General features: G+C 53.5%; 16 protein-coding genes and 1 pseudogene. 9 read left to right on the top strand and 8 right to left on the bottom strand.

Annotated features, from left to right (window positions below; genetic code table 11):
• Positions 1-137 precede the first annotated feature (137 nt).
• The 3 genes from mepK to L1I42_RS14120 all read right to left on the bottom strand — a co-directional run bounded on the left by mepK (position 138) and on the right by L1I42_RS14120 (position 5351).
• A complete protein-coding gene (mepK, locus tag L1I42_RS14110) occupies positions 138-1817 on the bottom strand; it encodes a peptidoglycan L,D-endopeptidase MepK (protein WP_236115311.1) in 1680 nt (559 codons plus the stop codon).
• A 260-nt stretch (positions 1818-2077) separates the two neighbouring features.
• Positions 2078-3730 carry a L,D-transpeptidase family protein gene (locus L1I42_RS14115; protein ID WP_236115312.1) on the bottom strand — a complete coding sequence of 551 codons (1653 nt, stop codon included), beginning with the start codon at positions 3728-3730 and terminating at the stop codon, positions 2078-2080.
• Between the two features lie 166 nt (positions 3731-3896).
• On the bottom strand, positions 3897-5351 hold the full coding sequence (locus L1I42_RS14120) for a sigma-54-dependent transcriptional regulator (RefSeq protein ID WP_236115313.1): 1455 nt from the start codon (positions 5349-5351) through the stop codon (positions 3897-3899).
• A gap of 221 nt (positions 5352-5572) precedes the next feature.
• On the opposite strand from L1I42_RS14120, the gene L1I42_RS14125 reads away from it, so the two are divergent.
• The 8 genes and pseudogenes from L1I42_RS14125 to L1I42_RS14160 all read left to right on the top strand — a co-directional run bounded on the left by L1I42_RS14125 (position 5573) and on the right by L1I42_RS14160 (position 14236).
• The gene (locus tag L1I42_RS14125) at positions 5573-7375 is read left to right on the top strand and encodes a M3 family oligoendopeptidase (RefSeq protein WP_236115314.1); all 1803 of its coding nucleotides are present in this window, start codon (positions 5573-5575) and stop codon (positions 7373-7375) included.
• A gap of 12 nt (positions 7376-7387) precedes the next feature.
• Complete coding sequence (locus L1I42_RS14130) at positions 7388-7519, top strand: aa3-type cytochrome c oxidase subunit IV (RefSeq protein ID WP_133572032.1); 132 nt, start codon at positions 7388-7390, stop codon at positions 7517-7519.
• A gap of 85 nt (positions 7520-7604) precedes the next feature.
• Positions 7605-8747, top strand: coding sequence for a Re/Si-specific NAD(P)(+) transhydrogenase subunit alpha (locus L1I42_RS14135; RefSeq protein ID WP_236115315.1), 1143 nt, complete (start codon positions 7605-7607; stop codon positions 8745-8747).
• Between the two features lie 30 nt (positions 8748-8777).
• Positions 8778-9104 (top strand): annotated as a pseudogene (locus L1I42_RS14140) (proton-translocating transhydrogenase family protein); the annotation flags it as partial.
• A gap of 9 nt (positions 9105-9113) precedes the next feature.
• Entirely contained in the window at positions 9114-10517 is a 1404-nt protein-coding gene (locus L1I42_RS14145; protein ID WP_236115513.1) for an NAD(P)(+) transhydrogenase (Re/Si-specific) subunit beta, read from the top strand.
• A 278-nt stretch (positions 10518-10795) separates the two neighbouring features.
• A complete protein-coding gene (locus tag L1I42_RS14150) occupies positions 10796-12439 on the top strand; it encodes a hypothetical protein (protein ID WP_236115317.1) in 1644 nt (547 codons plus the stop codon).
• A 41-nt stretch (positions 12440-12480) separates the two neighbouring features.
• Complete coding sequence (locus L1I42_RS14155) at positions 12481-13497, top strand: putative zinc-binding metallopeptidase (protein ID WP_236115318.1); 1017 nt, start codon at positions 12481-12483, stop codon at positions 13495-13497.
• Positions 13498-13570: 73 nt separating this feature from the next.
• Positions 13571-14236 (top strand): DsbA family oxidoreductase, encoded by a 666-nt coding sequence (locus L1I42_RS14160; RefSeq protein ID WP_236115319.1) that lies wholly within the window; start codon positions 13571-13573, stop codon positions 14234-14236.
• 78 nt (positions 14237-14314) lie between these two features.
• Here L1I42_RS14160 and rpsU read toward each other — a convergent pair whose 3' ends face one another.
• The 4 genes from rpsU to L1I42_RS14180 all read right to left on the bottom strand — a co-directional run bounded on the left by rpsU (position 14315) and on the right by L1I42_RS14180 (position 16558).
• Complete coding sequence (gene rpsU / locus L1I42_RS14165) at positions 14315-14530, bottom strand: 30S ribosomal protein S21 (RefSeq protein WP_133572023.1); 216 nt, start codon at positions 14528-14530, stop codon at positions 14315-14317.
• Between the two features lie 149 nt (positions 14531-14679).
• A complete protein-coding gene (locus L1I42_RS14170) occupies positions 14680-15762 on the bottom strand; it encodes a 5-(carboxyamino)imidazole ribonucleotide synthase (RefSeq protein WP_236115320.1) in 1083 nt (360 codons plus the stop codon).
• A gap of 2 nt (positions 15763-15764) precedes the next feature.
• On the bottom strand, positions 15765-16256 hold the full coding sequence (gene purE, locus L1I42_RS14175) for a 5-(carboxyamino)imidazole ribonucleotide mutase (protein WP_236115321.1): 492 nt from the start codon (positions 16254-16256) through the stop codon (positions 15765-15767).
• 86 nt (positions 16257-16342) lie between these two features.
• The gene (locus L1I42_RS14180; RefSeq protein ID WP_439651511.1) at positions 16343-16558 is read right to left on the bottom strand and encodes a YdcH family protein; all 216 of its coding nucleotides are present in this window, start codon (positions 16556-16558) and stop codon (positions 16343-16345) included.
• Positions 16559-16743: 185 nt separating this feature from the next.
• On the opposite strand from L1I42_RS14180, the gene L1I42_RS14185 reads away from it, so the two are divergent.
• Positions 16744-16920: a YdcH family protein gene (locus tag L1I42_RS14185; RefSeq protein ID WP_236115322.1), complete on the top strand. Its 177-nt coding sequence runs from the start codon at positions 16744-16746 to the stop codon at positions 16918-16920.
• 96 nt (positions 16921-17016) lie between these two features.
• Here L1I42_RS14185 and L1I42_RS14190 read toward each other — a convergent pair whose 3' ends face one another.
• Positions 17017-17781: a sulfite exporter TauE/SafE family protein gene (locus L1I42_RS14190; protein WP_236115323.1), complete on the bottom strand. Its 765-nt coding sequence runs from the start codon at positions 17779-17781 to the stop codon at positions 17017-17019.
• Positions 17782-17786: the final 5 nt, after the last annotated feature.

Consider the following 17786-nt stretch of genomic DNA (forward strand, 5'->3'; position numbering starts at 1 on the left):
AATTCGTGCAAGGGTCGCGCCGCTGTTGCTGCAAAGGTCTGGCGCGTCAAACTGGTTTATCAGAGTTCAGCTTGCAGGCAACTCCCTCAAGCAGAATTTGGACCAATTTATTCGGTAATGCGGCATTAATGCGGCAATTAGCCGCCGAATTGGTTGAAGCTGGCCAGCTGGATCAGGTCTTGGTCAAAGCCCAGTTGGCTTTTGTTGCCCATCACCACGCTCGGATCCAGATCGGCCTGATCCGGTTCAAACATCACCGCATATTGCGGGGCGCTGATTTCTGTTTGCCCGGTAAACATCTCAACCACATGCCCCAGATCAGGTGCCACAAGTTCGCCGCGGCGCTGGGTCAGGCTATAGCGCAGTGGATCAAAACTGGGCTTGGTGTTGGGCTTTTGGGCGTTTTTCAGGATCGCGCCAAACTCATCCAGATTGGGCGAGAGGGCGGCAACAGCCAAGCCCTTGCGCAAATCTTCGGTTTTGTCGATGGCCGTGGTTTGAGGCGCGGGTTCTGGTTTTTGTGGTTCCGCCTTGCGGGCCAGAATTGTTTCGAGCGCTTTTTGGGCGTCCTCGGTTTGCTCGGGCAATGGCGCATAGGCGGTAAACAGTCCACCCTCATTGCTATTCTGCGGGGCGTCTGTTGTGGTCTGGTTGCCCAGTGCGGCCACCTTAAGTGGGGCGAGCGGGTCGCGCCCCGGTTCTGTCATCAGCGCGCGCGGTGCAGGCGGGGTGACCGTGCTTTCATTGGCGGCGGCAATAGCGAAACGCGAGCCAGCTTCTTCCTCATCCTGACCGGATGAGGGGGATGGCGCTGTTAATGCAGCAAGTCGAACAGGTTTTTTCGGCGGCGAAACCGGCGCTTCAACAAATTCAATTGGGCTTTGTGTTTCAGGCTCTGAACTCGGGCGTGCTGGAGGTAAACCTGAAAGCGCAGCGACACGGATCGGTTGTGATTTAACCGTGTTTTGACGGGGGCTGTTTGAAGTCGACTTTTCCTGGTCATCGCCGCCAAACAGCATGTCCATCAATGTTGTTTTGTTGCCATCATCCTGTGCATCGCTGCTGGAGCGGCTGGCCACACGGGTGTTTCCACCGCACGGCAATTGGCGGCAGCGCGACCATTCGGACTTGGCGGCGGCATAGCCACTTTTGGACAGCAGCACGCCATTTGAGGGGATGTGCATGGTTTTGCCGTCTGGGAAAATGCGCTTGAGTTGTGCTGTGGTCATGCGTGGCCAGGCGCGCACGCTGCCAGTGTCCAGATGCACAAAAGGGCTGCCGGAGCTGGGGTAATAGCCAACGCCGCCCACATGTTTTTTCATCGCGACCTGACGTAATTTGGAAACCGGCACGCCGGGGATATAGAAATCAAGCGCCAGACCTCTGGTGTGGTTGGAGTTTTTCGCAACACCGGAAGAACGGGCACGCAGCATCGCGTTGGTTTTGGGCGCGCGGTAGGCTGAAACCACATGAATGGGCTTTTTTGCCCCCACTTCCTGGTAAACTTCCCACACCAGATCGAACAGGCGCGGGTCCATTTTGGTGGGTTCGTTACGCCGCCAGTCGCGCAGGAAGTAATTCAGCTCGGCCAAGCCTTTTTTGTCATAGCGGCCATTGCGCTTAAAAGTGATTTTGGCCGTTTCGCGGGTGTGGGTGTAATAAAGGTAAAGGGTGCGATCGCCTGCAGCATAGCTGGGCACGACCAAAGAGGGCGCCAACAAAGCGGCCACCAAAATAGCGGCGGCGAGCCGTTGTACCGCTTTTGACCATCCCATAACCGCTTTAACCAACACGTTTTTGATGCCTATTTCCGTCATCAGTCTTTCAGCCGGATCCATACTCAAGCCACACTTAAACTCAATGGTTCAGATTAGACCCAATTTAATTAGACTTTATTAACGTTAAGCAAGCAACAGCAAAATCGTGCATTTTGCCCTGCCAACCAGCCCTCACTTTAATATAGGGTGCAAAATGGCATGAAAAAGGCATAGCGAATGCTATGCGACAATTTGGTCGCTGACCTCGCATCGTAGTAAACGAAGGATTAAGTGTTGGCTGATGAACACAGCCCCACCGCCTAGCTGTTGAGCAGACTGATCAGGCGCTGATGGTGGCCATAAACATCACCATAAGAGCGAATGGTGCCATCGCCGCTCACCCGCAAAGTAAAATAGGCGATATGGACGGGCACATGGCGTTCCAGATTGTTCCAGCGTTCGCGCGACCCAAACATGGATTTGATCTTGTCGAGGCTCAAATTTGGCTCAAAGGCCAGGAGGGCATCGGCAAATTCGAGCGGATTATGCACCCGCACGCAGCCATGGGAAAAGGCGCGATAGCTCCGGGAAAATAAGCTCTTGGACGGGGTATCATGCAAATAAACGGCATGCTGGTTGGGGAACAAAAACTTGATTTGGCCCAGCGCATTGCCACGGCCTGGTCGTTGGCGGATACGGAACGGGGGATTGGCTGGATTCACATTGGCCCAGTCCACATTTGACGCGTTGATCACACGACCGCCGGACAGCAGTTCGTAGTTCCGCGCGGCGAAATAGCCAGGATTGCCATTGGAGGCGGGCAACAATTCGTTTTTAGCGATTGAGAGCGGCACATTCCAATAGGGGTTGACCACCACATGCTCGATTTCGTCTGAGAATATGGGGGTGGCGTGTTTGGGCTTGCCCACCACCACACGTGTGGCATGGCGTACCGTGTCGCCCGAGCGCACTTCCAACCTGAATTCTGGCACATTAACGAAGACGTAAAAGTCGCCAAGGTCTTTTGGCATCCAACGCCAACGCTCCATATTGGCGATAATATCTTCGGTGCTGGCCCCATTTGCGCCATTGAGCGCTGCGATGGTTGCTGGACCCACAATGCCATCAGGCACTAGCCCGAGACTGGACTGAAACTCTTTAACGGCCTCCACCATGGCCTGATCGAAAACCAACTCATTGCCAGCATCGAGCGAAGGTACTTCAAGTCGTTTGCGCAACAGCGGCAGCCGATTGTCGGTATAGCCCAACTTGATCAGCTTGCCGTTGGGGATGATGATCTGCTCTTCTTCGACCCCGTCGAGTTTTTTCGCCAGTTCTGCCCGCAGCGCCGCAAATTCGCGATGGGTGGGGTGCAGGCTATAGAGCAGTGCCGCTGGATCGCTTGACTGCACCAGATCGATTAGCATTTTGGCGCCATCGATGCGGGTCGGGTTCAAGGATATGGACCGGGAGACGCTGCGCGGATCGATCCGGCCGCCTGCTGCATGTTGGGCATATCGTATCGCGCTTTGGGAAAACTCGGTTTCTAGCGCGGCCAAACGTTCCGGCTCATTCTCAATATTGGTCAGATCAAGTGCATCAGTAAGGTAATCGCTTGGGCGAAGACCCTCCAGTTCTGCATCTTTAAACAGTTCTATGATGGCTTGCGCCTTATCAGAGAAGGAGATTTTGTCGCCGTCGCGATCAAGCCAGAGCGGTTCGAAGTTCCGTTCGCCGTAAAAATAGTAAAGCTTTTGGGCAGATTTCCAAGCGCTGGTGCCAGCGCTTGCATTATAGTAATTCTCTTTCAAACCTGCTTTGATGGTCTGGGCCAACGGAGTTGTCGCCGGCCCGATCACCACACGGGTGGCTTCCGTGCCATTTATCAGGACGGTTTGTTGGGCCTGCGCAGCGGACAGAGGGAGTAAGGCAAACGCTGTTGCCGCCAAAAATCCAAGCTTAAGTCCGCGCATTTTTTACCCTTTAGTTCGTCGCAAGGCTCTTTCAAACTCGATGAGACGAGTCCGAAGCCGCCTTGTTTATAGCCAACAATCGCCCGCTCACCAAGCGTTTCGCGAAATTGTTACCACAAATACCTTACAAATTTCTGCTGTTGTTGCAAAAATGCGCAAATAATTGTTAGGCCGCGCTGGATTGGGCGTCCTCAAGGCCATATTCCTTCAATTTGCGATAAAGGGTCGAGCGGCCTATCCCGAGGGTCCGGGCGACAGCGCTCATCTTGCCATTGTGTTTCTTAAGGGCAAATTCGATAAGTTCTTTTTCCACCTGCGCCAGATTATTGATGCGGCCCTCTTCGGTGAGGAAGCGGTCTTTAATCGGTTTCGTCTTGGATTTCAGTGGGGTGACTTGAGGGGCAGCGTCAATATGGCTAGGGGCAGCTTGTGGTGACATAGATTTCAGTGCGGCCCGCAATTGTTCGGCCCCAGCCAATGAGGTTTGGATTTGCGGGAACTCGTTTGGCGTCAATATGCCGTCTTCAGCGAGCAGAATAGCGCGGTATATGGCGTTTTCCAGTTGGCGCACATTGCCCGGCCATTCATATTGGCGCAGCAATTCCATGGTTTGCGGCGTGCAGCCCTCGATGCGGCGTCCCTCAGCGACCGAGAATTTAGTGATGAAATGGCTGACCAGTTCGGCAATATCGTCGGCGCGGTCGCGCAGTGGTGGCATATAGATGGGGAAAATATTAAGACGGTAATAAAGATCTTCGCGGAACTGTTTTTGCTTGGTGAGGTTCAAAAGCCGTTTAGAGGTGGCGCAGATCAGGCGCACATCCAACGGAGCCGTATCATTTGGCGATGTGCTCAGCTTTTTACCCGTGAACAGTGCCAGCAAGCGGCCCTGCAGTTCCATGGATAGTGCCCCAATTTCGTCGAGATAAAGCGTGCCGCCCTGAGCCTTGTCGAAGGCAGTTTTTTCCTTCTGATCCGGCGCGCCAAACAAAAGGGCTTCCAACGCGTCGGCGTCCATTGTGGAGCAGTTGATCGCGATAAAGGGTTTGCCGCTGCGCTTGGCGTGGTGGTGGATGGCGCGGGCCATCATATCGCGACCCGTGCCGGCTTCACCTTCAATCAGCACCGGAATTTGTGTGGCTGCCGCCTTTTCGCCATGGGCGATGGATTTCTTCATCGCGGGGGACTTGGCGGCCATGTCAGCAAAGCTGAGTGCGCCTTTATGCCGATGGGTTTCTGTGCGCAAACAGTTTTCAAGCTCATAGCGTTTGAGCGCATTTTGCAAAGAGATAACCAGCCGTTCCTGCGAAATTGGCTTGGCGAAAAAGTCTGTGGCACCCAGGCGGATGGCGGAGATGATATTTTCAATTTCCGGATGAGCTGTTTGGACGATAACGGGTTGAGCATATCCCCTTTCGCGCATTTTGGTGAGGACCGTCATGCCATCCATTTCCGGCATCACCAGGTCAAGAATCACCGCCTGAACATTCTGACTCTCCAAAATATCCAGCCCTTCGGCGCCCGATTGGGCAATCAGGGGCTCATAGCCATGAGTTTTGAGCATCTCTTCGCTGAGGCGACATTGAATGGGATCGTCATCAATAACAAGAATATTGGCCATAAGCTCTCTTATTTGACGGGCTAACTGCCTGTCGAATCACAAACTGTCCTAATTTGGGTCAGGCTAGGTGCGAGTTCTTAACAGTGGATTAAGGATATTGAATTTGCCGCATGAAGGGGGTGTTCCCGCGATTGGTGTACGCCAAGCGGCAATACGGTCTTGGCAAGCGAGGCGCATATGATAAGGTTTGCGCCAAAACGGGCCAAATGAGAGATCGATGCATGAGCAATAAAGATGTTGCGCAGGACCTTGGGGTCATGCCCGAGTGGGATTTGTCTGACCTTTATCCGGGGGCAGACAGCGACGCATTGAAAAAAGATCTGGCGGACTGTGAACGGGACGCCAAAAAATTTGCTGAAGATTTTAAGGGTAAGTTGGCTGATCTAGCCGCCAATGGCGGGCTGGTCGACGCGGTAACCCGCTATGAAGCCATGTCCGACAAGATGGGGCGGTTGGGCTCCTTCGCCTATCTGCAATATGCCCAAAATACGGCAGATGGTGAACGCGCCAAGTTTATGGGCGATCTCAATGAAAAGCTGACCGCGCTCACCACGCCGCTCTTGTTCTTTTCGCTTGAATTGAACCGGATTGACGATGCGGTTTTGGACAAAGCGCTGGCAGAAGACGCTCAACTTGGTCGCTATAAGCCGTGGTTTGATGAATTGCGTAAGGCCAAGCCCTATCAGCTGGAAGACCGGGTGGAAGAATTGTTCCACGACAAGTCGGTAACCGGCCGCACCGCATGGAATCGCCTGTTTGATGAAACCATGGCGAGCCTTAAGTTCGATGTGGATGGGGAAGAGCTATCGCTTGAGCCCACCTTGACCATGATGACCGACAAAGACCAGTCCAAACGCGAAGCCGCGTATAAAGGATTGGTAGAGACGCTGGGTGAAAATAAGCGGCTTTTCACGCATATCACCAATGTGTTGGCCAAGGACAAAGAGATTTCTGATCGCTGGCGCGGTTATGAAGATGTGGCCGATAGTCGGCACATGGCCAATTCGGTTGAACGCGAAGTGGTGGATGCGCTGGAAAAAGCTGTGCGCGATGCCTATCCGCGCCTATCGCACCGCTATTACAAAATGAAAGCGAAATGGCTGGGGCAGGACAAGCTGAATGCCTGGGATCGCAATGCGCCTTTGCCCACCAGCGATGATCGCATTTTTGATTGGGACAGCGCCCAGAAAATGGTGATGGACGCTTATGCGGACTTTTCACCGAAACTGGCGGATGTAGCCAAGCCGTTTTTCAATAGTGGATGGATTGATGCGCCCGTGCGCGATGGTAAAGCGCCAGGCGCTTTTGCCCACCCCACCGTGCCCAGCGCCCATCCCTATTTGATGCTCAATTATTTGGGCAAGCCGCGCGATGTGATGACCCTGGCGCACGAGCTGGGCCATGGGGTGCATCAGGTGCTCGCGGCAGAGCAGGGGGCGCTGATGGCGCAAACCCCACTGACGTTGGCCGAAACGGCGAGCGTGTTTGGCGAGATGCTCACTTTCCGCTCACTTCTGAAAGCCAGCGATGATCCCGAACAACGCTTTGCGCTGTTGGCGGGCAAGGTAGAGGATATGCTCAACACGGTGGTGCGGCAGATTTCCTTTTACAGTTTTGAGCGCGAAGTGCACACAAAACGGCGCGAGGGCGAACTGCGCAGCGAAGAGCTGGACAAGATCTGGATTGAGACCAGCCGCGAGAGCCTTGGGCCGTCTGTGGAGCTGAATGAAGGATATGAGACATTTTGGTCATATATACCGCATTTCATTCACGCGCCTTTTTATGTATATGCCTATGCGTTTGGTGATTGCCTGGTGAACTCGCTTTATGCGAAATATCAGCAGTCGGATGACGGATTTGTGGAACGGTATTTTGAATTGCTTAAGGCTGGCGGTTCAAAACACCATTCAGAATTGTTGGCCCCCTTTGGTCTGGATGCCAAAGACCCGGACTTTTGGTCGCTTGGGTTGGGGATGATTGAAGGGCTGATCGATGAGCTGGAAGCGCTGGATCAGGCCCGTTAAGTGGAGAAAAAAATGAGCACTGAAGCTGAAAAACTTTATGAAGAGCAATCCAAAACCTATCACGGCTTTTTGCAGTTGGCCAAATGGTCAGCCATCATCATCGCGGTGGTTTTGATTGCGCTTTATTTCTGGTTTGTCGCCTAACGCAAGGCGATAAACTTTCATCGTGCCGCATTTGGTTGGGGGGCGGCGCATTACCTTGTATGTGCGCAACTAAAAAGGAATTGGCATGAGAATAGCGGTTTTGCGCGAACAAATGGCCAATGAGACCCGCATTGCGGTCACCCCGGAAATGGTGGCCAAATATGTGGGGCTTGGGGCCAAGGTCGCCATAGAGAAAGGCGCGGGTGAAGGGTCGCGCCTTTTGGATAAAGACTATAAGGACGCAGGGGCGACCATTGCGACCTCTGCATCAACGGCTGTGAAGGGCGCAGATGTGGTGTTGACCGTGCGTCGCCCCACAGTAGAGCAGCTCAAAGGTGCCAAAAAGGGCGCCATTGTGATGGGCATGCTCGATCCGTTTGGCCATGAAAAAGAAATCGGGGCGCTTGCGAAAGCGGGCTATGCCCTGTTCACCATGGAATTTATGCCGCGGATCACGCGGGCACAAGTGATGGACGTTCTGTCCTCACAGGCGAACCTTGCTGGTTATCAGGCGGTGATTGAAGCTGCCTATGCCTTTGACCGGGCTTTCCCCATGATGATGACAGCGGCCGGCACAATTCGTCCGGCCAAAGCCTTTGTGATGGGCGCTGGTGTGGCGGGCCTTCAGGCCATTGCCACGGCCAAGCGTTTGGGCGCGGCTGTATCAGCAACGGACGTGCGTCCGGCAGCGAAAGAACAAGTTGAATCTTTGGGCGGTAAATTTGTTGCCGTAGAGGATGACGAGTTCAAAGAAGCGGAGACCGCAGGCGGTTACGCAAAGGAAATGAGCAAGGAATATCAAGCCAAACAGGCTGAGCTGGTTTCTGCGCACATTGCCAAACAGGATGTGGTGGTGACCACTGCACTTATTCCGGGTCGTCCGGCCCCGAAACTGATCACCAAAGAAATGGTTGAATCCATGGCACCGGGTTCGGTGATTGTGGATATGGCTGTTGAGCGCGGGGGCAATGTTGAATTGTCCAAACGTGGCGAGATGGTCGACCATAAGGGTGTGAAAATCATTGGTTATGAAAATCTGCCCAGCCGGTTGGCGGCATCTGCCTCACAGCTTTATGCCAAAAATCTTTATGCCTTCCTTGAGACTTTGATTGACAAGGAAAGCCAGGATTTGGCGATTGATTGGGAAGACGAGTTGGTTGCGGCCACAAATCTTTCACGGGATGGGGCCGTTGTGCACCCGACCTTTGCTGAAAAGAAGGAGGCGTAAATGGTTTTGATGGAATTTTTGGCAAGCGGCGCTGCTGCCGCGTCTGGCGCGGCTGGTGAAGGTGCAATTGCTCCGTTTACCTTCCGCTTTGCAATTTTCGTTTTGGCGATCTTTGTGGGTTATTATGTGGTGTGGAGCGTAACGCCCGCCTTGCATACGCCATTGATGTCTGTGACCAACGCGATCTCTTCCGTGATCGTGGTGGGCGCATTGTTGGCCGTGGGGATTTCTATGGTCGATGACCAGGGGCCTGCCCGTTGGTTCGGCTTTATCGCGCTCATATTGGCAAGCATCAATATTTTTGGTGGCTTTCTCGTCACGCAGCGTATGCTGTCGATGTACAAGAAGAAGGGATAATCCATAATGATTTCTGCAAATATTGCGGCCCTTCTTTATTTGGCCGCCGGGGTTCTATTTATCATGGCGTTGCGGGGGTTGTCGCATCCGACAACGGCGCGTCAGGGTAACAATTTTGGCATGATCGGGATGGCGATTGCCGTGGTCACCACCTTGCTGGTGGCGGGGCCGAAAGACCCGTTGGCTATTGGCTTGATCATTGGCGGTATCGCCATTGGTGGTGGCATCGGTGCGGTCATTGCCCGCCGGGTGCCCATGACCTCTATGCCGCAATTGGTGGCGGCGTTTCACTCGCTTGTGGGCTTGGCCGCGGTGTTCGTGGCTGCCGCTGCGCTTTATGCGCCGCAAGCCTTTGGCATCGGTACGCCGGGCGATATTCACGGGGCCAGCCTTGTTGAAATGAGCCTGGGCGCTGCGATTGGTGCCTTGACCTTTACCGGTTCAGTAATTGCCTTTTTGAAATTGGATGGCCGCATGTCCGGCGCGCCGATCATGTTGCCCGCGCGGCACATGATCAATATCGCCATTGCGGTGGCGCTTGTGGTGCTGGTCGTGTTGTTTGTGCAAACGGCTGACCCGATCTATTTCTGGCTGATCACCATTCTGGCGCTGGTGCTGGGTGGTTTGCTGATCATCCCGATTGGTGGCGCAGATATGCCGGTTGTGGTGTCCATGCTGAACTCTTATTCAGGCTGGGCCGCAGCAGGCATTGGCTTCACCTTGGGCAACACCGCGCTGATCATCACCGGTGCGTTGGTTGGTTCATCCGGTGCGATCCTGTCTTACATTATGTGTAAGGCGATGAACCGTGGCTTTATCTCGGTGATCCTTGGCGGCTTTGGCTCCGATTCTGCGGCAGCTGGCAGCGGCGAAGAAGAAACACGTCCGGTTAAATCCGGTGCAGCGGACGATGCGGCCTTCCTGATGAAGAACGCGTCAAAAGTGTTGATCGTGCCGGGCTATGGCATGGCCGTGGCGCAAGCGCAGCACGCCTTGCGGGAAATGGCAGACTTGCTCAAGGCTGAAGGCGTTGAAGTGAAATATGCCATTCACCCTGTGGCGGGCCGTATGCCGGGCCATATGAATGTGTTGCTGGCGGAAGCCAATGTGCCTTATGACGAGGTGTTTGAGCTAGAAGACATCAACTCTGAATTCCAGCAGGCGGATGTGGCCTTTGTGATTGGCGCGAATGATGTGACCAACCCTGCGGCGAAAACCGATCCGGCGTCACCGATCTTCGGCATGCCAATTCTGGATGTGGAAAATGCCGGTACTGTGTTGTTCCTGAAGCGGGGCATGTCAGCCGGTTATGCGGGTGTGCAGAACGAATTGTTCTTCCGCGACAACACCATGATGTTGTTTGGCGATGCCAAGAAAATGACAGAAGATATTGTGAAGGCCTTCGATCACTAGGCCGATCCACTTTATCGCAAATTAAAGGGCGCCGTCGGCGCCCTTTTTTATGGCTATTTCATTTGAGCGCACCCCATTGTGCAAATTGTTGCCCAAGGGGAAAAGAAAAGAGACCTGTCTACATTCTATCGTCAAATAAATGACACCCTATTGGCGGAGATGGAGGTGGGGGCACAAGAAATGCTTTTTGATCTCTAGGCACGTTTGAACAATAATGCCGCAACAGCACTCTCATCCGATTCTGAGGGGGGAGCGGCCAAGGGCGGAGCGGGATCAGTATGGCGCGGAAAAAACAGGCAGTGATTGTGGTGCATGGTATGGGCGAGCAGCGCCCTATGGGCACGATGCGCACCATTGTGGATGCGCTTTGGACCACCGATCGCTCGATCAAGCTGGATGACCCGCAAAACCGCGATGAGGATGGCAATAAAAGCTGGATTGTGCCGGACATAAAGACCGGCAGTCATGATCTGCAGCGCATCACCACCCCGGCTATGCAGGATGGCTGCCGCACGGACTTTTTTGAGTTTTACTATGCCGACATTCTCGATAATGCCAAACTTAAAAATCTGTGGCGCTGGCTGTTGCGGGTGATCAAGGTGCGGCCTGAATATGTGCTAGAGCGCATGGTATGGCCGTGGACCGCGTTGTGCTTTCTCGTGGTGCTGATCCTTTGGGTTTTTCTGTCCGTGCTGTTTCTCGGTGTCGCCACCCAATTCGACATCGATCTATGGTCGGAAGCGGCCAAGCAGGCGCGACTCAGTGTGCCTGGCGTAAGCTTTTTAGGCGCACTCTGTCTCATCCTGATGATCTTGGTGGCCGCCCGCATTACCTCCCTGCGTTGGCTGTTGCGATGGCCCAGCTATGCGGTGATCGGGTTGGTGGTTTATTATTTGATTTTTTTGACTGAAGACCTCACCCTGCGGACGCTAGTGGTGAGCTTCACGATCCTGTTGTCCTTTGCCACCTCGTTGGTGTTTTTGCCCTATCTGGGCGACGTGGCGGGCTATATGGGCGCGCATCCGGACACGGTGCACGGGCGGCATCTGGTGCGCGACCGTGGGTTGCAATTGCTGCGCCGCCTGCATGAAGACCCTGCCTATGAGCGGATAGTGATCGTGGCCCATTCGCTCGGGTCGGTGGTGGCCTATGACATTTTGCACCTTTTGTGGGAGGAGCTAGGGCCCACCAATGAAAACCCACCGGGCCAAAAGGTGCGTCAGGCGCTGGCCGATCATGACCATCTGGTGCTGGAGCTGAACAAGCGCTATGGCGCCAAGCCTTGGTCCGATGCGGATTTAAAGCGCTATCGCGACGTGCAGTCGCGGGTGGCTGATGCCATTCGGGCGCAGGGGCCGGTGCCGCGCAAGGATGGGCGCAAAAGCCGGTCATATTGGAAGATTACGGATTTTGTCACCGCGGGATCTCCCCTAAGCCATGCGCAATTCTTGTTGGCGCGGGGCGCGCATAATTTCGGTAAATTGAAGAAGGAACGGCTGTTCCCCACCGCGCCACCGCAGGTGTTCAATGATGATTTTGGCGTGCTCTATTCTAACGATCCCATCGATTTCGTCGCCGAAAAACCCATCCCCCAAACCCGCACCGAATGGGCGGTAGGGGCCGAACATGCCTTCGCCCATCACGGCGCCGTATTTTCTGCCGTGCGCTGGACTAATTTTTATGACAAGCACCACCCGTTCTTTTTCTGGCAGGGCGATGTGCTGGGCGGGCCGCTGGCCGGCGCGGGCCGGTTTGGTCAGGGCATTTGCGATCGCAATGTTGAAATGACTTATGAGCGCTTTGGCAGCAAATCCCGCTTTGTGACCCACACACTTTATTGGACCGACACCCACCCCGATCCGGACAAGGTCAGCACTAATGTGCGGCTGATGCGTGATGCGGTGAACTTGAAGGGGGCTTGATACGTATCGGCTATGGTGACAAATGCTCAGGGAGGTCGCATATGCCCATCAAAAATAGCATTCGTGCAGCAGCTATGGTTTTTGCGTGCCTTTCTGGCGTGTCTGCAGCAAATGCGGAAGTGTGCGCGACACCGCCTTCAGATAAGATTTGCTATGCGGAGTATCCTTTTCAGGAAAGGTGCAATCCGCTCCCTGACAGCTATGCTGCCTATCCGGTCGAACCGCAATTTGATTTGGTTTTTGAAAAATCGCCGCGCATTATCAAGGATGCCTTTTGTGCGGTAGAAGAAATTCGAGTGGTGAAGAATTATCACCTCACGGGCACCGTCGCATTTGTGCGGGGTACCACGATCTATTTTGACCGACAGTTGCTGTTTTACCTGCTCTTGAGAAATGACGAAGAGACGGCTGCGCCAACGCAATATCGCTGGAATTGGTTGAACGGAGAGTCTCGTTATTTCGAAGATGGGAACGACCTTGAATTGGTCCTGAAAATTGCAGAGTCGAATAATTGGGGTTTGAGATATTCTTTTGCCAGCGTGCTCATTCATGAGTTGGCGCATATTATCGATACCAACCCAGCCTATAATAGCCGCCCGAATCTAGGACTCCTCCATTGCGAATTTGCGCATCAAGCGTTGAATAAGTCCGACTATCAAACAAGTACGGAGCTTGCCGGCTATGAAGCGATTTTTTCAGACATTTTAAGCACTGAAGAATCCAGCGAACGACTACTTGATCTGGAAGAGGCAGGTTTCAACTCCTTTTATGGGCGCAATAATCAGTTTGAGGATTTTGCCGAGCTGTTTGCCGCTTATATCATGTTGGACCATTTTGGTGTGTCCTACAGCATTACCAAACAGGACGAAATCTTATTTGATCTGGAAACGCATTTCGAGCAACCGGCATTGCAGCGCAAATTAAACATTGTCAAAACGATTGTGAATTATCACGCGTTGAGCGAAGCCGAGCGCGACGCTTTCCAAAAAGATATGCTGGCGTGCCGGGGTGATTTTACGCCTAGCCTGCTGCCAATCGAGACGGGAAAAGCGGACTGAATTCAGGCATCCGTGATTTGTCATGGCCGGTCAAACCCCCTAGGCTGGGGCGACGAATCATGGGAGCCTTTTTATGTCGAAGAAAATCAAGATCGACCTGTTTTCAGATCCTGCCTGTCCGTGGTGCCTGGTGGGACTGACACGGTTTGATCAAGCCTTAAAACGGTTGGAACCGGATGTGGAGGTGGAGTTGACCCACCATGCCTATCTGCTGGACCCAAATACGCCCGAGGGCGGCGAGAATGCGCGGGAGGTTTTGCAGATGAAATATGGCCAAGCCCCGGATGAAATGTGGGACCGACTGGAAGAGGAAGGCAAAAAGGCCGGACTTGATCTGGATATGCGCAAGCAGGAAGTACGCTATCCGACCCAGCGGGCGCAAATCTTGATTGCTATTGCTAAGGAAAAAGAGTTGCAGCAGGAGGTGGCCTTGGCACTGAGCCAGGCCAATTATCTGCACGCAGAGAATATTTCAGATCCTGACTTCTTGGCGGACCTGGCCGAAATCCACGGCTTCGACCGGGAAGAAATTTTCCATCTGGTACAGCGCGAAGATTTGAAAGAACATATCGAAAAGGCGGCGGCGGATGCCAGCAAACAAGGGGTGCAGGGTGTGCCCTTCTTCATTTTCAATGAGCAATATGCCATGTCCGGCGCGCAGCCTGACCAAGTGTTTGATCAGGTGTTCCAGCAGATTTTGTCCGGTGAACCGATGCCGGCACCGGATCAGCCAGCATAAGCTGCAAAAAGCTTTAGACAAAATAAAACGCCGCTCCATTGGAGCGGCGTTTTTGATTCTTAGCAAAAGGCGTAAATCTTAGCGACCGCCAACTAGGCCTTCACGCTGTGCACGCTTGCGTGCCAACTTACGGGCCCGACGAACGGCTTCAGCCTTTTGACGTGCCTTTTTCTCAGAAGGCTTTTCATAGTAGTTACGCAACTTCATTTCACGAAATACACCTTCGCGTTGAAGTTTCTTTTTCAAAGCCCGAAGAGCTTGATCTACATTGTTATCGCGAACGACTACTTGCACGCGCTACACCGCCTTTAAATTGGTTGTTGAAATCGCGCATTGGCCAATATCCTGCCAACGCGAGCTGGACCATCCAGCTATCGTTGGCGTGGTCAATAGCAAATTGAATCTCATTTGTCCAGCGAATGCGGGCGATTTTGCCGCGAAAATCAGTCGATTTTCGGTGAAATCTGGTTGATATGTCCGAGTTTGCGACCGGGACGAACTTCATATTTGCCATAATGATGCACCATGGCGCCCGGTGAAACCGGTTGGGTCACCTTGGCGATGTTCTCGCCGAGCAGATTTGTCATCACCACATTGGAATGGCGGGACGTGTCCCCCAGGGGCCAATTGGCGATGGCGCGGATGTGTTGCTCAAACTGCGAAATCACGCAGGCGGCCTCTGTCCAGTGGCCGGAATTGTGCACCCGCGGCGCAATTTCATTCACCACCAATTGTGCGTTGTCATCGCTCACAAAAAACTCAACGCCCATCACGCCAACATAATTGAGACTAGTGGCAATTTTGCTTGCCGCGTCTACGGCTTGTTGCGCCACATGATCGGAGATGTTGGCCGGCACAGTGCTTGTGTGCAAAATGGCGTTCTGGTGTACATTTTCCGCCGGGTCATAAGCGGTGATATCGCCATTGGCCGAACGGGCGATGATCACAGATATTTCGCGATCAAAGGCAACAAAACCTTCCAACACGCAGGGATTTTCGCCCAATGCTTTGAATGCACCGGGCACATCTTCAGGTTTATGCAGGAAGAGTTGGCCTTTACCGTCATAGCCAAACCGGCGGGTTTTGAGCACGGCCGGGAGGCCGATGGTTTGCACAGCCTCTTCCAGATCCCCCTGACTTTCCACATTGGCAAAAGGGGCGACGGGCACGCCAGCCTGCTCGATAAAGCTCTTTTCCGTCAGGCGGTCCTGGGCCGTGGCCAGCGCCTTTGTACCAGGGGCCAACGGCACGTTGAGTTCAAGAATCTTTTGGGCTGTCGCGGCGGGCACATTTTCAAACTCATAGGTGACCAGATCAACCGCTTCGGCAAAGTTTTTGAGTGCTACCTCGTCCTCATAATCTGCAACGGTTTTGTGCGGGGTGACTTCAAAGGCCGGGCTTTGTGGGTCGGGGCAATAGATGTGTGCCTTGAGGCCCAATTTGTGGGCGGCGAGGGCGAGCATACGCCCAAGCTGTCCGCCGCCAAGGATGCCAATGGTTGCGCCGGGTTGCAGCATGTTATTCATGATCACTCGTCTATTGGAAAGTCTTTGACGGCATTTGTGCGCTCTTTGCGATAGGCGATCAGGGCATCGCGGGCGTCTTCATCAAATAGCGCCACCACCGCTGCGGCCAAAAGGGCTGCATTTGTTGCGCCCGCTTGACCAATGGCCAAGGTGCCCACGGGAATGCCCGCTGGCATTTGCACGATGGAATATAGACTGTCTAGGCCCGAAAGGGCTTTGGATTGGACCGGCACGCCAAATACGGGCAGGTGGGTCAGCGCCGCAACCATGCCGGGCAAATGTGCTGCGCCGCCGGCCCCGGCGATGATGGTTTTAAACCCCAAATCCTCTGCCGATTTGGCGAACTCATACATGCGGTCCGGCGTGCGGTGTGCAGAAACGATGCGCGCCTCATATTCAATATCGAGTTGATCTAGCGTGTCGGCGGCATGGCGCATGGTGGCCCAATCGGATTGAGACCCCATAACGATGGCAATTGGCGGGTTGGTTGGCATTTCAGCCCCTCGCAAAATGTCAAAAAAGGCGTGTAGCCCAATAAACTACATTTTGCAAGCTATCGCAGGGCTATTGCCGTACAACCTCAGGCGATAATATCGGGCAGCACGAATTGTTCGAGATAAATGATGCGGTCCTTTATCGCCAGCTTCTTCTTTTTAAGTCGCTGTAGCATCATGGCGTCCTTACACCCCGTGGCCATAAGAGCATTGATTGAAGCATCCAAATCCTTGTGCTCTTGACGTTTGGCCGCCAATTCTGTGCCCATTTTAGCTTGTTGTTCGGTGGTTAAATGCATCATGACAGAAAGACCGTCTGTTCGGTTGTTACGCAATACCGGCTCATTTTACCTCATATTTCAATAGATTGCACTGAGTTTTAACAAAAGCGTAAAAAATTGGGCAAAATCGCCACAAAATTGCCATTGGACAGGCGTACATTTTTTTGTCACACTTTCTTTGTTCATATGAGAGAAAGGAAGACTTCATGACCACAACTTCCCACCTCAACGCGCTCGAGCGGCGGCATGCATCACTGGATGAGCAAATCCATCAAGAGATGCAACGACCGGCACACGACGAAATCAAGATCGGGATGCTAAAGCGTAAAAAACTCGAGCTAAAAGACGAAATGTCGAGGTTGCAGGCGCAAACGCGTCAATAAGTAGTGTAAGTGAAAGTCCAATAAATTTAAGCGTTTGGATGATGAAGGCCACGGGGCACCCCGCGGCCTTTTTGTTTGTCTTGAGAAAGGTCTTTGTTAGATGAAGGCCATGACACCATCATAGAGCAGCTTCAACCCCAGTATGAACGCCAATATATAGGCGATGTTGTAAAACAATTTGGCATTTATACGCTTGACCAGGAAAATGCCAATCGCCATGCCCAGGGCTGCGACGGGCAACAGGCTGGCGGCCAGTTTGAGATTGCTGACGGACAATTGTCCTAGTGCTGCATAGGGAATCAGTTTGACCAAATTTACGGTGGTGAAAAAGATAACCGTGGTGCCGGCGTAAAGCACCGGCGCCAGGCGCTGGGGCAACATATAGATTTGGAAGGGCGGCCCGCCCGTATGGCTGACAAAGCTGGTGAAGCCAGCCAGCGACCCCCAAAAATAGCCCCAAGGCTTTGAGGGCGGCAGGCCCGTCAACGCTTTGCGCAGCGGCAACCACGCATCAAGGCAAAAAATGACGGTGATGATGCCGATCATCAGCCGCACCATGGCTTCAGAAATGAAGGCGAAAAAGATCCAACCCAAGAGGATGCCCACAAGGGCGGCGGGCAGCAAAATGCGTATGTTGGGCCAGGAAACCTGCTTGCGCAGGGCGATGAGGCCAATGGCGTCCATAAACAGCAGCAGCGGCAACATCATGCCAGCGGCCTCGCGTGCGGGCATCACCAGGGTGAGCAGGGGGACGCCGATAATGCCCAACGCGGCGATCAGGCCGGATTTGGACAGGGCCACCAAAAAAATGGCCAGCGCCGCCACCATATAAAGGTTCGGGTCGATATCAAATAAGGTCAAACGGA

Origin of the sequence: Maritalea mediterranea (genome assembly GCF_021568695.1) — a bacterium.
Lineage (GTDB): Bacteria > Pseudomonadota > Alphaproteobacteria > Rhizobiales > Devosiaceae > Maritalea > Maritalea mediterranea.

What these genes read in the sequence shown, in the direction of transcription:
- mepK (WP_236115311.1), bottom strand. Translation starts at nt 1,817, where the DNA reads ATGACGGAAATAGGCATCAAAAACGTGTTGGTTAAAGCGGTTATGGGA.
- L1I42_RS14115 (WP_236115312.1), bottom strand. Translation starts at nt 3,730, where the DNA reads ATGCGCGGACTTAAGCTTGGATTTTTGGCGGCAACAGCGTTTGCCTTA.
- L1I42_RS14120 (WP_236115313.1), bottom strand. Translation starts at nt 5,351, where the DNA reads ATGGCCAATATTCTTGTTATTGATGACGATCCCATTCAATGTCGCCTC.
- L1I42_RS14125 (WP_236115314.1), top strand. Translation starts at nt 5,573, where the DNA reads ATGAGCAATAAAGATGTTGCGCAGGACCTTGGGGTCATGCCCGAGTGG.
- L1I42_RS14130 (WP_133572032.1), top strand. Translation starts at nt 7,388, where the DNA reads ATGAGCACTGAAGCTGAAAAACTTTATGAAGAGCAATCCAAAACCTAT.
- L1I42_RS14135 (WP_236115315.1), top strand. Translation starts at nt 7,605, where the DNA reads ATGAGAATAGCGGTTTTGCGCGAACAAATGGCCAATGAGACCCGCATT.
- L1I42_RS14150 (WP_236115317.1), top strand. Translation starts at nt 10,796, where the DNA reads ATGGCGCGGAAAAAACAGGCAGTGATTGTGGTGCATGGTATGGGCGAG.
- L1I42_RS14155 (WP_236115318.1), top strand. Translation starts at nt 12,481, where the DNA reads ATGCCCATCAAAAATAGCATTCGTGCAGCAGCTATGGTTTTTGCGTGC.
- L1I42_RS14160 (WP_236115319.1), top strand. Translation starts at nt 13,571, where the DNA reads ATGTCGAAGAAAATCAAGATCGACCTGTTTTCAGATCCTGCCTGTCCG.
- L1I42_RS14170 (WP_236115320.1), bottom strand. Translation starts at nt 15,762, where the DNA reads ATGAATAACATGCTGCAACCCGGCGCAACCATTGGCATCCTTGGCGGC.
- purE (WP_236115321.1), bottom strand. Translation starts at nt 16,256, where the DNA reads ATGCCAACCAACCCGCCAATTGCCATCGTTATGGGGTCTCAATCCGAT.
- L1I42_RS14180 (WP_439651511.1), bottom strand. Translation starts at nt 16,558, where the DNA reads ATGATGCATTTAACCACCGAACAACAAGCTAAAATGGGCACAGAATTG.
- L1I42_RS14185 (WP_236115322.1), top strand. Translation starts at nt 16,744, where the DNA reads ATGACCACAACTTCCCACCTCAACGCGCTCGAGCGGCGGCATGCATCA.